Consider the following 14,669-nt stretch of genomic DNA (forward strand, 5'->3'; position numbering starts at 1 on the left):
TGGGGAGTATGTCAAAATGCTTCTATCTCCCAGCGTATGCGCTTTTTTCCCAGGAGCATCGAACCGTGGACGCGCGCTACAATCCCCAGGCCATTGAGAGCAAGTGGCAAGCCCACTGGCGTGAAATTGGGCTGGATCGCACCCCAGAGCTGAAGGACGGGAGCCGCAAATTCTATGCTCTGTCCATGTTCCCCTATCCCAGCGGCAACCTGCACATGGGGCATGTGCGCAATTACACCATCACCGATGTGATTGCCCGCCACAAACGAATGCAGGGATACGCGGTGTTGCACCCGATGGGCTGGGATGCCTTTGGCCTGCCGGCGGAGAATGCCGCCATCGACCGGGGGATCCCGCCGGCCAAGTGGACCTACCAAAACATTGCCCAGATGCGGGATCAGTTGCAGCGGTTGGGCCTGTCCTACGACTGGGAGCGGGAGATCACCACCTGCGCCCCCAACTACTACAAGTGGACGCAGTGGCTCTTCCTGCAATTTTTCAAGGCCGGCCTGGCCTACCAGAAGGAAGCGCCAGTGAACTGGGATCCGGTGGATCAGACGGTGCTGGCCAACGAGCAGGTGGATGCGGAGGGGCGCTCCTGGAGATCCGGTGCCCTGGTGGAAAAGCGCATGCTCAAGCAGTGGTTTTTCAAAATCACCGCCTATGCCGACCAACTGCTGGCGGATCTGGAAAAGCTCTCCGGCTGGCCGGAGCGGGTGCGCACCATGCAGGAGAACTGGATCGGCCAATCGGTGGGGGCTAAGGTGATTTTCAAAACCGAGGCAGGGGACGAGCTGGCAGTGTTCACCACCCGGCCCGATACCCTCTGGGGGGCCACCTTCATGGTGATGTCGCCGGAGCACCCCTTGGTGGACAAGCTCACCACTGCCGAGCAACTGCAGGCCGTCAGAGCCTATCAAGCCCAGGCCGCTGCCCGCAGCGAGATCGAGCGCAGCGCCGAAGACCGGGAAAAAACGGGGGTTTGGACGGGATCCTACGCCATCAACCCCGTCAACCAAGAGCGAATCCCCATCTGGATTGCCGACTATGTGCTGATGGGCTACGGTACGGGGGCCATTATGGCCGTGCCTGCCCACGACCAGCGGGATTTCGAGTTTGCCCGCAAGTTCGGCCTGCCCATCAAGCGGGTGGTGCAGCCGCCGGAGGGTTCCTTATCCTCGACGGATCGCGCCAGCGGGACGGAGTCCTCAGAACTGCAGGCTGCCTGGACGGGGGAAGGGGTGATGATCAACTCTGGCCCCCTAGACGGGATCCCGGTGGGCAAAGGCCCAGGGCAAAGCGTGGAAAGAGCCATCGCCTGGCTGGAAGCCCAGGGGCTGGGGGAAAAGCAGATCAACTACCGCCTGCGGGATTGGCTGATCTCGCGGCAGCGCTACTGGGGTTGTCCCATCCCGGTGATCCATTGTCCCCACTGTGGCATTGTGCCGGTGCCGGAGAAGGATCTGCCGGTGCTCTTGCCGGAGGATGTGGAGCTGACGGGGCGAGGGGGATCCCCGTTGGCCCAGTTGGAGGACTGGGTGAAGGTGAAGTGCCCCACCTGTGGCGCGGAGGCTCGCCGGGAAACCGATACCATGGACACCTTCATCTGCTCGTCGTGGTACTTCCTGCGCTTTAGCGATGCCCGCAACGACCGAGAGATCTTCCGCAAAGACCGGGTGAACGCCTGGCTGCCGGTGGATCAGTACGTGGGCGGCATCGAGCACGCCATCCTGCACCTGCTCTATTCCCGCTTTTTTACCAAGGTGTTGCGGGATCGGGGGCTGCTGGATTTTGACGAGCCGTTCCTGCGTCTGCTCACCCAGGGGATGGTGCAAGGGCGCACTTACTACAACCCCAACAAGTCCGGCAAGGATTGCTGGATCCCGGCAGCTCTGGTGAAGGATCCCGACAACCCCACAGATCCGGAGACCGGCGAACCCCTGGAAGTGATCTATGCCACCATGTCCAAATCCAAGGGCAACGGCGTGGATCCCGAGGAGGTGCTGGCCCACTACGGGGCGGATACGGCCCGCATGTTTATCCTCTTCAAGGCCCCGCCGGAGAAGGATCTGGAGTGGGACGATGCCGATGTGGAGGGGCAATTTCGCTTTCTCAACCGCGTCTGGCGGCAGGTGTACGAGTTTGTCGTTCGCGGTGGCGGGACGGAGTCCTGGCGGGGCAGGGTCTCAGAGCTGTTGCCGGCCAAGGTCGAGGTGGGATCCCTGACCAAGGCGGAAAAAGATCTGCGCCGGGCCATCCACACCGCCATCAAGGAAGTCAGCGAAGATCTGGAAAACGATTATCAATTCAACACCGCCATTGCCGAGCTGATGAAGCTGAGCAATGCTCTGGGGGAGGCCGGGATCCCGGATTCGCCGGTCTATGCAGAGGGGATCCGCACGCTGGTGTTGCTGATGGCGCCTTTTGCCCCCCATATTGCGGAGGAGCTGTGGCAGGCGCTGGGGGGCGCAGACTCGGTGCATCGGCAGTCTTGGCCCAGCTATGACCCGGCAGCGCTGGTGGCCGACACGGTGACCATTGTGATTCAGGTGAACGGCAAATTGCGCGGCTCGTTTGAGGCCCCTGCCGAGGTAACGCCGGAGGAGCAGGAACAGTTGGCCCTTCGGTCAGAAGCAGCGCAGAAATACCTGGAGGGGGCAACACCCAAAAAAGTGGTGGTGGTGCCGAAAAAGCTGGTTAACTTTGTCCTCTAACGGCGGGCCTGGCCAAAATGTTCCGCACTGCTGACACGAACGGGATCGGGGCTTTCACTCGGCGTGGCAGCTCATCGACTTTCCAGGATCGGGCTATGCTGGACTGAGGACTACACCCATCTCCCTGTTGCTATGCGAGACCTTCTGCGCGACATCCTTCGGGACTGCTCTGGCTTTGTGGAACTGCGCTACCACGGCAAGGTGTTTCGCAGCATCACTGCCGAGAAGGGCCGCCTTGAGCGCACCGCGGTTCGTCGCCGTTCCGGAGTGGGGGTGCGGGTGTTGGAGGCCGGCACTTGGGGCTTTGCTGCCACCGGGGATCCCTCGCCGGCTGCCATTCGGGAGGCCATCGCTGAAGCTCGCCGTGCCGCCCAAGCCAGCGCCGACTACCGCAAGCAAAAGCTGGGATCCCTGCCCAGTGTGCGGCTGGCCCAAGGGGAGTTCTGCGAGCCCGGTGTGGAGGAGGTGTTGAACAAACCGCTGGAGGCGAAGATCCAGTTGGCTTTGGAAACCGAGGCGCAGGCCCGGCAGGCCTCTCGCCAAATTAGCTCCGCCAGTTGCACCTACAACGAGATCTACGAGGAAAAAGCCATTGTCACCACCGATGGGGCGGATGTGGCCTTTCGTCTGGTGCGCCCCGAGCTGCGAGTTCAGGCGGTGGCCGAAGCTGCCGGCCAGCTCAGCAGTGGCTCCGAGGCCATTGGGGTAACGGGGGGATGGGATTGCCTGTTCCGCTCGGATCCCTTGCAGATGGCGGAAAAGGCGGCTGCTACCGCTGTTGACTTGTTGTCCGCAGGCTACGCGGAAGGGGGATGGGCCACGGTTATTCTGTCGCCTTCCATCGTGGGGCTATTGGTGCACGAGGCCATTGGCCACACTGTCGAAGCGGATTTTGTCCTGGCGGGTTCTGTGGCTGCCGGCAAGCTGGGGCAGCGGGTGGCCAGCGACTTGGTTACTCTCAAAGACTCCGGCCATTCGGAGTTTATGCCAGGGGCAGGGGGAACCCTTCCTGTGGACGACGAGGGCGTTCCTACCCAAAGCACCACCATCATCCAAAACGGCATTCTGGTCAGCTATCTCCACAACCGCGAAACTGCCGCCCACTTTGGGGTGGAGCCCACCGGCAATGCCCGCGCCTGGGAATACGCCGATGAGCCTTTGATCCGCATGCGCAACACCTTCATCGAGCCCGGATCCCAAACGCTAGAGGAAATCATCGCCAGCACTCCCGATGGCTACTTCCTGGATGGGGCCAGGAACGGGCAGGCGGACTCCACCGGCGAGTTTATGTTTGGGGTAGAGCGGGCCTACCGCATTCGCGATGGCAAGCTGGCGGAGTTGCTGCGCGGTGTCACCATCACCGGCAATGCTTTTGAGGTGCTGCAATCGGTGGATGCCGTCTCGCGGGACTTCCTGTGGGACTTGGGATCCGGCCATTGTGGCAAGGGTCAACCGGCCAAGGTGGATGCAGGCGGCCCCTACATTCGCTGTCGGGCCATTGTGGGCGGACAGCAACCTGTGTAGTTATTCCCTTGGCGCTCCACAGCTAGCCCAGAGGTGAAGCCTACAGCTCGCTCTGTAAAGGGGACTGGCAGGCCAGCTCCAGGACTACCGAAAGCTGCTGGCCAGGAGCTACACAGAAACTCTGTCCTGCCGGCCCGACTGACCGTGGGGGAGTTCACAGAACAGCCAATCCGTCCGCAAAAATTAGGGATCCCCTCACCTGCGGGGATCCCAGATGGGGTACTGGATCAAACCTTAGCGAGGGAAAACCACCTGGGCTCGCAACTCGCCCGGCGGGTTGGCCTGCGTGTGAATGTTGATGTAGTAAGCTCCGGCCAAAAAGCTGGAGACTTGCTCAGGGGTGAGGTTGGCTTCCAGTCGGAAATTCCCCGACTGATTGCCTGGATTCGGCAACATGTTCAAGACAAAGACCACCGGCCCTGTGGCCTGGGCGAAAGATTGTCCTGGCTGCGGCTGAGCAATGTGAATGTGCCCAGGGCCAAAATCAGCAATGGGTAGAAGTGGGGTTGTGAGATTTGTAAAGCTTCCTTAACCGCTGAGAAACAAGACAGCAACCAGGCAAAAGCCGCAAAAAGCCTCGAAAATTGAACGAGGCCGAAGGGCAAAACCGATCAACAACATGGAAAAAGCTCCTCGGTCAGAGAACAGGCCAAATAAGTTACGTATCAGGCCAAGCTTCGGATTCATCTCTGGGTTTAAAAGATGGCAAAATCCCCGCTACCAAGAGACAAAAGCCCCTACCCTGTGGGGGTTGGGGGATGGTGTAGACTGCACGCGGAGCAGAAATCTCTGACCGTACCCATTGGAAGGCATAGCCGGGGAGAGTGTTCACCAAGGCACTTTCCCCAACCTCCGTTCAGGATGGATCCGTTTATCCTCTGGCCGAGGCGGCCAAAGCAGAGTTCATGATCGGCCAGAACCAGTGGGGCCGCATCAGGATGACGGTGTCAATGACGTGGATGATGCCGTTATCGGCTTCGATGTCCGCTTGGATAACGGTGGCGTTATTGACCTCGAAAACGTCCCCTTCGATCAACAAGTCGATGGGGGATCCCTCTACCGAGCCCACACTTTGGTACTTGGCCAAATCTGCCTTTTTCAAGCGGCCGGGCACCACGTGGTAACACAGGATGCGAGTCAGTTGGGGGATATTTTGCACCAGGGTGGTGATGGTGCCAGGAGGCAGCTTGGCAAAAGCCCCATCGGTGGGGGCAAAAACGGTAAAGGGGCCAGGGCTTTTGAGAGTGTCTACCAGGTTTGCCGCTTTAACGGCAGTTACCAAGGTGGAAAAACCCTCAGCAGAGACCGCAATATCGACAATATCGGGCATGGCCGGGATCCTTTTGCTGTGAAGTTGTTGCTAACTGGATTGCTGCTCGAAAGGCTTTGAGATCATTAAAGTTGCCACGGGCTAGCGATAATTCTGATCCTGAATGTAGGCGAGGCGGGCTGCTTCCCGGATCCCATATTCCGGTCGGGTGAAGCGATTGAGTTGTCCCTCAAAATAACGGCGGTTCATCATCAAGTGCCGTGGATTTGGATCATCAAGGGGATACAAGAAAGCGGCCCTTCCCGCCTGAATCACGGCTGAGGTGACGTTGTACATGGAGCGCTGGAAGCTAACCCCCAATTGAATCAGCATGTCCTCTTCGCCGCGGCAATGCTTGCGATAATACTCCACCAAATACTGGGGCAAAAAGTGGTACATATCCTGGTGCAAGAGCGTGGGCGGGATCCCGGCGGTGCCCACCGGAAACTTATCGGCGTAGAGGATCCCGTAGTGAAAGTCCAACTGGTTGGTGGGAACTTCGTTGGCCTGAGCGTTGTAGGACTTGGTGCCGCGGAAAGGAGAGGTGCGATAAAACACGGCCTCTACATAGGGGAAAGCGGCCTCATATAGCCAGGTAAATCCCTTGGATTTGGGCACAATATCGTACCATTCTCCCCGAATGCGCACGCGATGGTAGATGGGTCGTCCGGCAATGGCGAAGATCCCGTTGACCAGAAAGTTCATCGCCTCCGGCACGCTGGTAATTTTGCCTTCATCGTAGAGATCGCTCATCTCAAAAAAGACCGGAGCCATCACCTCCCAAAACAGGCCCAACACCGAGTACATGGTGGCCTGGCGGCACAGCTCCAAAAACATATCGGGGAAGAGCTTGTATAGCCCCATCAACAAGGGGTTGCCCTGGCAATAGGCGCGGATGGCGCGGTCGGCATTTTGCTTGTATTCTTCGGAATCCATGTAGGGATCCAGCAAGCCCCCCATATCCCGGTGCCAGAGCATGGCCCGCATACATTCTTCGGCAAATTCCATGTTGATGCGGTCATGCCAAAGGTGATGCAAAATCCGCGGCAGCTTGCGCTTGAGCTCCCCTTTTTCCATGAACTCCAGCAGTTCCGGGTGGGCCGTAGCGGGGCCGCGCCAAATGCGCAAATCGGCATTATCCCCCGCGTAGTGGTTGGCCAGCTTCAAATATTCTTCGGGAATGATGAACTTAAAAAAGGGCAAGGGATCCACAAACACCTGCTCGGCAATGTAGAGCAGATCGCGCCAGTAAAAGTCCATCGGCACCGCATAGGCTTTGTAGAGGCCGATAATTTGCATCAGGTTTTCCGGCGTATCCGGCAGCATCGATCCCCCAGCCTCCAAGCGGTGGACTACATCCGCAAAAGGGTGGGTAGAAGGGGGAAGCTTGCGGGTTGTAAGGGTTGTCGTCATGGAAGAAGTCTCCAACTCTTCAAAAGTCCTGGCTCCATAGGGGGCATCTGCTGGGATCTCAATTCCTGGGAGTTTCCCGCTTGCCTGGATCGGCTCCAGAGAGGGTGATGGGGGCAAGGTCACCGGCTGATGCCAGGATAAGCGTTTGCGCTTGAGCCACCTGGGTGGATAGGGTAAACGCCAAGGGTTGTGGCCATTTCACCAGGCTCATGGGCTGGATCCCAAACCAAACGATCAAGGCCGTCAAAATCAGCCCCGGGATCCGCTCCCAGCCGTGCACGCGTGGGTAGTAGGCGGTACGGTTGTCCAATTTGCCAAAGCAGGTGCGGTTTAGCAAAATCACGAAGTACACCGCCGTCAAACCGGTGCCACAGATGCTGATCAAAGTCGGCAAAGGAAAATCCTGATAGCTGCCCTGGAAGATCAAAAACTCCGCCACAAAGCCCACCAGGCCAGGGATCCCGGCGCTGGCCATCCCCCCCAAGATGAGCAGAGCACTCACCGTGGGCAAGCCCCGCAAGGGGTTGAGCAGGCCGTTGAGCACATCCAGATCGCGGGTTCCCACTTTGCGCTCCACCAAGCCCACCAAATCGAACAGCAGCGCCAAGATGAGACCGTGAGAGACCATCTGAACCATCGCCCCGGTCAGGCTAATGGGGGTGGCTGCCGCCATGCCCAGCAAGATGTAGCCCATGTGGCCAATGGAGCTGTAGGCCACCATGCGCTTGATGTCTTTTTGGGCGATGGCTGCCAAAGCCCCGGACAACACGGCAATGGCTCCCCACCAGGCTAGGATCCCGCCCAGGTCGGCCCAAGCTTGGGGAAACAACTGCAGCCCAAAGCGAAACAGACCGTACGTGCCTAACTTGGAGAGGATCCCTCCCAGGAGGATGGCCACTGGCGGCGACGACTCCCCGTATGCATCAGGCAACCAGGTGTGGAAGGGGATCAGCGGCATCTTAATGCCGAAAGCCACGATCAAGGCCAACAGCGTCAAGGTCTGGGCAACAGGGCTGAGAGAGGTGATGCGGATCTCCAGCAGCTCAAAGCTATGGGGATCCCCCAGCCAGTAGATGGCCAAAAAGGCCCCCAACAGAAAGATGGCGGAAACGGCGGTGTAAATCAAAAACTTGATGGCAGCATAATCCCGCTTGGGGCTGCCCCAAATGGAGATGAGCAGGTAGATCGGGATCAGCACCAGCTCGTAAAACAAGAAGAACAAAAGCAGGTTCTGGGCAACAAAAGCCCCGTTGACCGACCCGCTCATGAACAAAATGCAGCCGTATAAGAGGTTGGGCCGCTTCACCTCTGGCTCAGCTGTCAGCACCGCAATCAGCGTGAGCAGCCCATTCAAAGCCACCATCAGCAGGGAAAACCCGTCCAGGCCCAGGGAGTAGCTCAGCCCAATTGCCGGGATCCAATCCCACCGCTGCACCCACTGCAGCCCTTCCGCTTGCAGGTCAAAGTTGGCAAACAGCAGCAGCGAGATCCCCAGCAGGATCCCGGCCAAGGCCACCGCCGGCTTTCGCCCCCCCAAGCCTAAGAACAGGAGCAGGGATCCCAAGATCGGCAACACAATCAAGGCACTCAGCATGGTCTTTTCCCTCTTTATCTAAGGACTCCGTCCCGCTACCTTGCCCAAGCCTAGAGAATCAGCCAGCCCAGCAGGGCCACCCCCACCACAATCGTCAGCACGTAGGCTTGCAACTGGCCAGAGGTGGTGTATTTCAAAACCTGTCCACCCGCCAATACCGCCAAGCTGGTCAAATTTACCAAGCCGTCTACCACATAGCGGTCGAACAAGGCTGTAACCTCAGAGATGATGCGTACCGCAAACACCACACTGGCCCGGTAGAGCTTGGGGGTGTAGAAGTCGTTGGCCAACAAATCCTGCCAGTCGGCCAAGAAGGCCCAGTCCACCGGCTGCCGCTGCGGACGCAGATACAGCCAGGCTCCCAAGGCAATGCCTGTCAAGCTGGAGCCCGTCATTACCCCAACAGGGATCCCTTCCAGAGCGGGAATCAGACCTAGTGCCGATAGGATCATGGGCATGTGCAGCGTTACCCCCATCATGGCGGTGCTGGGCAACATCATCGGCCAATGCACCTCTGGCGAGCGCTCGCTCATCTGCTGCGGTTTGCCCCCCCAAACAAGGCCAAATACCCGCGTTAGCCCCAGCGCCGTCACCGCATTGGTAACCAGCACAACTGCCGCCCACAACCCCTGCCCCGGTTGCACCAACTGCTGCCAGAGATCCGTCAGCACCCAAAAGGAGCCGAAGGGAGGCAAAGCGATGATTCCAGCCATCCCGGTCAAGAAGCACAGCCCCGAGATAGGGCGCCGCGACCACAAGCCTCCTAGATAGCGCAGATCCTGGGTAATGCTGTTCCAGATCACCATGCCCAGCGCCATCACCAACAGGGCCATCGCGGGCGCATAGGTCAGCAGCAACCCATAGGCTTGCTGGGGATGACCGGTGCCCACCGCCACAAAGATCAAGCCCATGTAGGCGCTCACCAGATAAGACAGGGCCCGCTTGGCATCGATCTGGGCCAAGGCCACTAGGGATCCCCCCACCGCTGTCAAGCCGCCGATGGTTAGCATCACCCTTAGCACTGTTGGGGAAAGCTCGTAGAGGGGTTGCAGGCGAATCAACACCCAGGCCCCTGTGCCCACCACCACCGCATTGCGCAAGATCGTCGAGGGGATCGGCCCTTCCATCGCCTCATCCAGCCACAGGTGCAGAGGAAATTGGGCACACTTGCCTACGGGGCCGGCCAGCAACCCCAGCCCTACCAGGGCCAGCAGGGTGGGATCCACAGTGACAGATCCTGCCTGCACCGCCTCTGCCCAGGCCGCCAAATCCTCAAACTCCCAGGAGCCGGTCAGGGGATAGATGGCGATTACCCCCATCAAGAGCAACAGGTCGCCGATGCGCTTGGTTAAAAAAGCATCCCGCGCTCCCGTCACCACCAGCGATTGGTTGAACCAAAAGCCCACCAACAGGTAAGTGCCCAGGGTCAAAATCTCCAGGATCACGTAGCTGAAAAAGAGGGAGTCGCACAAAGCCAAGGCACACATCCCCCCCTCAAACAGGCCCAGCAGGGAGAAAAACCGCGCCCAGCCCCAGTCCATTTCCATGTAGCCAAAGCCGTAGATCTGGGCCACCAGGTTCAGCCCCGTCACCACAGCGCAGGCCCCCAGAGTTACCGATGACACCTGCAGCGGCAGCTCTAACATCAGATCCCCCACCTGTAGCCAGGGCAACCGAATGACCTGCGCCGGCTGATCCCAAATCGCCACCAGCGCTCCCACACTGTGAAGGAAAGCCACTAAGGTCAGCAGGGCATTCAAATAACCTGCCGGACGTGGTCCCGTGCGCCGGGTGATTCCTGGGGACCAGATCAGCGCTCCCGCCCACGCCACCAAGGCGTAGAGGGGAATCAGCCATGCAGTTGTGACCAGCCCGTTCAAGCTCATAATCCTCCTTCGGCCAGGGATCTTGGCCAAACTGGAACACTTGCTGAGATCCTGTAAAAAATCTTAAGCAGCATCTTAGCTGCGAACTAGGATAGATAAAAATTGAACTTCTCGATGAAAGCTATAGACTTTTGTCTATAGCTTAAGAAGGAGCAACAGCATAACCTCTGTTGTTGTCACCACTCCCCTCTCCAAAGCGTGGATGGGAATAAACTCCTTGGGAACTCAGGATCCCCGGCTGCGCAGATACCGTGAATGGCTCTATGACATCCCCGAAGTTCTGCTGCCCTACTTCCGGTCTTCGATAGGCTAACGCAAGCAGGATCCCATTCACCTCTTCATCCCAAGGCTACCATCGTAAGTCCCTGTGAAATTGCCAAGAAGATGAAGATTGAGAACAACGACCTAGAAGGGCGTTTTGACTTTGGGTTGCTTGACCTTCAGCTCGCGAATCCGTTTCAACATCTTCTGGAAATACTCCGCTAGGTAGTCCTCAAGAGAGGTCAGAGAGGCCAGTTCAATCCCCAGGGTTTCGCATACAGGCGTCATATCGGCGTGCATGGGTTCTTTGGCAGCAATCACCTCGGCGAAGGCCAGCCGGTCGGCAATGTTCCAGCTCCACTGAAAAAACTGCGCCACCTTGCGCGCCCCTCGCAGTAATCCCAGCGGCATGGTGCTGACTTTGGCCTTTTTGCCGGAGAGCTGCTCGCACAAGGCAATGACTTCTCGAGCCGTCCAAGCCTTGGGCCCCACCAAGGGAAAGATTTGCTGCTTGGCAGCTTCTACAGTGAGAGCTCGCACCGCAAACCGGGCTGCATCTAGGGTGTCTAGGTAGGCCGTTGGCATGCCCTCGCCGGTTACCCAGACGATTTGTTCTTCCAAGATGGGGATGGCGTACTGGCCAATCAACCCCTGCATAAAGCCCGCTGGCCGGAAAATGGTGTAGGGCATCTGGGATCCAACCAAATACTTCTCAATGTGATGCTTGAAATTCATCAGGGGCACATTGGGATACTCGTGGTGGGCGCCCATGATGGAGAAAAAGATAAAATGCCCTACCTGGGCAGCCCGTGCCGCATTGATCAGGGCAACTTTGCCATCCCAGTCCACCTGACGGGCGCTGAGGGTATCGGTCACCCGCACCGTGGCACAGTCGATCACCGCCTCGATGCCTTCCATCGCGGAGTTGAGGGTGCTGGGCTGAAGCAGGTTTCCCACCTTCAGGTGAGCGCCCCATTCACTTAAGAAAGCAGCCTTTGCCGGATTTCGCACCAGACAGGTAACTTGGTGTCCCTCTTCGATGGCTCGGCGTACCACTTGACGGCCCAGCGTTCCCGTCGCCCCCACAACCAGCACGTTCATAAAATTATCATTTCTTAACCTTAGGCTTAGTCTATCAGACCAGCGCAACTCCCGACACAACCTTAGAGGCAGCAACAAACCAATGGGGATCCTCTGCCAAGCCGGCTTTGAGGGATCCCCAAAGTTGGGTACTGAAGCGTCTAGCTGGCCAGCTCGTTCATGCGTTGCGCCAGGGTAAAGTCCAGTTCTGTAATGCCCCCGGCATCGTGGGTGGTGAGATCCACCCGCACGCGGTTGTAGACATTGGTCCATTCGGGATGGTGCCCCATGCTCTCGGCCACCAAGGCCACACTGCTCATCCAGCCAAAGGCTTCGACAAAGGAGCGAAACTGAAATTGACGATGCAGCTTCCCATCCTGCAAAGACCAGCCCGGCAGATTTTCCAGCTTGGCTTGGATCTCGGCTTCACTGAGTTTGACAGGTCTGGACATGGGCTTTCCCTCCAGTCTTTGCCACCGCTTTCATCAAAAGAGCAACTGAGAGCGGATCCCAGCTTATTTACAAAACTTCATAACCTTTTGGTTCTGCCACGCCAGCGGCGCCGAGGGGTTTGTACAGCCAGTAGCCTTGCACGGAGAAATGGGCCCGCTTGTAGAAATTGAGGGCAGCCTGGTTATGGCGATAAACCTGCAGGGTGATGGCCGCCAGCTGCTGCTGGGATCCCCAGCGTTCCACCTGTTGCATCAAAGCTCTGCCCAGGCCCTGCCGGCGATGGGCGGGATCCACCCAGAGCAGAAAAATGTAGGCTACCCGCCGATGGGTGGCTTGATCGGTGGAGATGCCGGCCCAAACACAGCCCACCGGCTCTGCAGTTTCTTCTTTCAAGATCCACCAGCAGGGGGTGCGGGGTGGGTCGAAGAGGCGATCCAGCGTCTCTTCTAGGTGATCCCAGTTGCTTTGCTCTGGAAAAGATTCCTGCAACGTGGCCTGCAATCCTCGTCGCACCCAGGGCCGATCCCAGGCTGAACCGATGCGCCAACGATAACCCACAGGCAGAGGGATCCCTTGTTCAGCCATCCTCAGGCATTTGCAGAAAGGGCCACAGGCGTCGCTTCTTCTAGAGGGGCAGGCTGGGCCATATCCTCCGGCAGAAACGAGCGAATGCTCACCACCACCAGGGTAAACAGAAACACCAGCAGGATGAGAGCGGGAAAGATATATTGCCGCAAGATGTTCATATTTCTACATAACCTTGGTCTCTACAGCATAGCGTGCAGAGGGGAATCCCTAGGCAGCTTTTCGGAAATCTCCTCGGTTTTTCTTCTCCTGATCTCCATCTCAGCCCCTATCGACTGACCCTGGGGGATCCCATGCGTCAATAAGGTGAGAAAGTGTAGCCTACGATTCCAAAGTGAGGTTGGCTGTGCATTAAGGTCGAGCGTAGTTGTGGGTCATCCGCCCCACCTGATCCCACTGCTGCGCGACGCGAGCGGAGAATCCATGAGCACCCCCAATCGCCCCTTGAAGACCCTTGGGATCCCTCCCAATGCCTGGGCCGTGAATGCCGAAATGGCCGACCTCACCCGTCCGCCCTTGGATCCCCGGCCCATCCTGCTACCCACCTCCAGCAAAACCCTGCGCTTGGATCTGGCCAAGGCGGCGTTGTTGGTGATCGACATGCAAAACGACTTTTGTCATCCCGACGGTTGGCTGGCCAGCATTGGCGTCGATGTTACACCTGCACGGGCTCCCATCGGCCCTCTAAAAGCCCTGCTGCCCCGCCTGCGACAAGCTCAAGTGCCGATTGTGTGGGTGAACTGGGGCAATCGCCCTGACTTGCTCAACATCAGCGCCGGCTTGCGACATGTGTACAACCCCACCGGAGAGGGAGTAGGGCTGGGGGATCCCTTGCCTAAGAACGGGTCTTTGGTCCTCACGCGGGGCAGTTGGGGCGCTGCTGTGGTGGAGGAACTGGAGGTCAAGCCCGAGGATATCTGGGTGGATAAGTTCCGCATGAGCGGCTTTTGGGATACCCCTCTCGATAGCATTCTCAGAAACCTGGGGCGCACCACCCTCTTTTTTGCCGGCGTGAACATCGACCAGTGCGTCATGACCACGCTGCAAGATGCCAATTTCCTCGGCTACGACTGCATTTTGCTGGAAGACTGCGCCGCCACCACCTCTCCTGAATACTGTTTGCTAGCTACCCTCTACAACGTCAAGCAGTGCTTTGGCTTTGTCGCCTCCTCCTCAGATTTGCTCGCGGCTCTCCCCTGTTAGCACTTGCCCACTATTCACCCCTCATCTCTTGAGCGGAGGATCCGGATGCAAACGCTTTCCCGCTGCGTGATTCCAATTGTTAAAACCCCTGCCGATTATCAGGCTTTTCGCATCAGCCCCCACGATACCAATCGCCTGGCCATCGTGTTCGATCCTTCTCATGCTCAGATTTCTCTAACCTTTTGTGTGGAGATCTTCGATGAGGGAGGCAAAACCCCTCCAAATCGCCATCAAATGGCTGTGGAAATGTTTTTTGTTCTCAAGGGGGAAGGCCTGGCCATTTGCGATGGAAAAGCGGCCCCCATCAAAACTGGAGATAGCATTCTGGTACCGCCGACCGGTGTACATGAAATCCACAATACCGGCCCAGGCCGCCTCTACGCCCTCTGCTTCATGGTGCCCAACGAAGATTTTGCCGAGCTCATCCGCTCCGGCACTCCTGCGGACTTGGATGAGGAGGATTTGCAGGTGCTGTCGGGGGGCTGGAGAAGGGCATTTGCTGAGGCTTAGGCCTCAATGGCTCTGGGAGCTGTAGAGGTTGGAAGTCAGGGGTACTGATACATTTACGCTGAACACTGCTGAACATCACTGTTCAACTATGCAGCGATAGCATTCTGTTTGTTTCCAAACAGAATGGCGGTATCCCG

The 14,669-nt window shown here is 58.1% G+C and carries 12 protein-coding genes and 1 pseudogene; 4 read left to right on the top strand and 9 right to left on the bottom strand.

Annotation, left to right across the window (positions count from 1 at the left end):
* Nucleotides 1–65 precede the first annotated feature (65 nt).
* Entirely contained in the window at nt 66–2,714 is a 2,649-nt protein-coding gene (gene leuS, locus ACVWZF_RS12285; RefSeq protein WP_457411581.1) for a leucine--tRNA ligase, read from the top strand.
* Between the two features lie 132 nt (nt 2,715–2,846).
* Nucleotides 2,847–4,238 (top strand): TldD/PmbA family protein, encoded by a 1,392-nt coding sequence (locus tag ACVWZF_RS12290; protein WP_011434419.1) that lies wholly within the window; start codon nt 2,847–2,849, stop codon nt 4,236–4,238.
* A 234-nt stretch (nt 4,239–4,472) separates the two neighbouring features.
* Here the strand turns inward: ACVWZF_RS12290 and ACVWZF_RS12295 are convergent.
* From ACVWZF_RS12295 to ACVWZF_RS12335, 9 genes and pseudogenes are all read right to left on the bottom strand, one after another.
* Nucleotides 4,473–4,745, bottom strand: a pseudogene (locus ACVWZF_RS12295) (CHRD domain-containing protein); the annotation flags it as partial.
* 364 nt (nt 4,746–5,109) lie between these two features.
* Nucleotides 5,110–5,568: a fasciclin domain-containing protein gene (locus ACVWZF_RS12300; RefSeq protein WP_011434417.1), complete on the bottom strand. Its 459-nt coding sequence runs from the start codon at nt 5,566–5,568 to the stop codon at nt 5,110–5,112.
* Between the two features lie 81 nt (nt 5,569–5,649).
* A complete protein-coding gene (locus ACVWZF_RS12305) occupies nt 5,650–6,960 on the bottom strand; it encodes a CO2 hydration protein (RefSeq protein ID WP_011434416.1) in 1,311 nt (436 codons plus the stop codon).
* Between the two features lie 58 nt (nt 6,961–7,018).
* Nucleotides 7,019–8,554 (bottom strand): NADH-quinone oxidoreductase subunit M, encoded by a 1,536-nt coding sequence (locus tag ACVWZF_RS12310; RefSeq protein WP_457411583.1) that lies wholly within the window; start codon nt 8,552–8,554, stop codon nt 7,019–7,021.
* Between the two features lie 50 nt (nt 8,555–8,604).
* Entirely contained in the window at nt 8,605–10,440 is a 1,836-nt protein-coding gene (locus ACVWZF_RS12315) for an NAD(P)H-quinone oxidoreductase subunit F (protein ID WP_457411584.1), read from the bottom strand.
* A 405-nt stretch (nt 10,441–10,845) separates the two neighbouring features.
* Nucleotides 10,846–11,802, bottom strand: coding sequence for an NAD(P)H-binding protein (locus tag ACVWZF_RS12320; RefSeq protein ID WP_457411585.1), 957 nt, complete (start codon nt 11,800–11,802; stop codon nt 10,846–10,848).
* Nucleotides 11,803–11,942: 140 nt separating this feature from the next.
* On the bottom strand, nt 11,943–12,233 hold the full coding sequence (locus ACVWZF_RS12325; protein WP_457395221.1) for a 4a-hydroxytetrahydrobiopterin dehydratase: 291 nt from the start codon (nt 12,231–12,233) through the stop codon (nt 11,943–11,945).
* 67 nt (nt 12,234–12,300) lie between these two features.
* Nucleotides 12,301–12,819 carry a GNAT family N-acetyltransferase gene (locus ACVWZF_RS12330; protein ID WP_457383990.1) on the bottom strand — a complete coding sequence of 173 codons (519 nt, stop codon included), beginning with the start codon at nt 12,817–12,819 and terminating at the stop codon, nt 12,301–12,303.
* Between the two features lie 2 nt (nt 12,820–12,821).
* On the bottom strand, nt 12,822–12,980 hold the full coding sequence (locus tag ACVWZF_RS12335) for a hypothetical protein (protein ID WP_414342473.1): 159 nt from the start codon (nt 12,978–12,980) through the stop codon (nt 12,822–12,824).
* 262 nt (nt 12,981–13,242) lie between these two features.
* On the opposite strand from ACVWZF_RS12335, the gene ACVWZF_RS12340 reads away from it, so the two are divergent.
* Nucleotides 13,243–14,022: a cysteine hydrolase family protein gene (locus ACVWZF_RS12340; protein WP_041437718.1), complete on the top strand. Its 780-nt coding sequence runs from the start codon at nt 13,243–13,245 to the stop codon at nt 14,020–14,022.
* Nucleotides 14,023–14,067: 45 nt separating this feature from the next.
* Entirely contained in the window at nt 14,068–14,532 is a 465-nt protein-coding gene (locus ACVWZF_RS12345) for a cupin domain-containing protein (RefSeq protein WP_011434408.1), read from the top strand.
* The last annotated feature ends 137 nt before the right edge of the window (nt 14,533–14,669 follow it).

It is taken from the genome of Thermostichus sp. OS-CIW-30 (genome assembly GCF_054060215.1).

Bases quoted from the DNA above. Each gene is read 5' to 3' on its own strand.
- ACVWZF_RS12290 (WP_011434419.1), top strand. From the start codon at position 2,847: ATGCGAGACCTTCTGCGCGACATCCTTCGGGACTGCTCTGGCTTTGTG.
- ACVWZF_RS12300 (WP_011434417.1), bottom strand. From the start codon at position 5,568: ATGCCCGATATTGTCGATATTGCGGTCTCTGCTGAGGGTTTTTCCACC.
- ACVWZF_RS12305 (WP_011434416.1), bottom strand. From the start codon at position 6,960: ATGACGACAACCCTTACAACCCGCAAGCTTCCCCCTTCTACCCACCCT.
- ACVWZF_RS12310 (WP_457411583.1), bottom strand. From the start codon at position 8,554: ATGCTGAGTGCCTTGATTGTGTTGCCGATCTTGGGATCCCTGCTCCTG.
- ACVWZF_RS12315 (WP_457411584.1), bottom strand. From the start codon at position 10,440: ATGAGCTTGAACGGGCTGGTCACAACTGCATGGCTGATTCCCCTCTAC.
- ACVWZF_RS12320 (WP_457411585.1), bottom strand. From the start codon at position 11,802: ATGAACGTGCTGGTTGTGGGGGCGACGGGAACGCTGGGCCGTCAAGTG.
- ACVWZF_RS12325 (WP_457395221.1), bottom strand. From the start codon at position 12,233: ATGTCCAGACCTGTCAAACTCAGTGAAGCCGAGATCCAAGCCAAGCTG.
- ACVWZF_RS12330 (WP_457383990.1), bottom strand. From the start codon at position 12,819: ATGGCTGAACAAGGGATCCCTCTGCCTGTGGGTTATCGTTGGCGCATC.
- ACVWZF_RS12335 (WP_414342473.1), bottom strand. From the start codon at position 12,980: ATGAACATCTTGCGGCAATATATCTTTCCCGCTCTCATCCTGCTGGTG.
- ACVWZF_RS12340 (WP_041437718.1), top strand. From the start codon at position 13,243: ATGAGCACCCCCAATCGCCCCTTGAAGACCCTTGGGATCCCTCCCAAT.
- ACVWZF_RS12345 (WP_011434408.1), top strand. From the start codon at position 14,068: ATGCAAACGCTTTCCCGCTGCGTGATTCCAATTGTTAAAACCCCTGCC.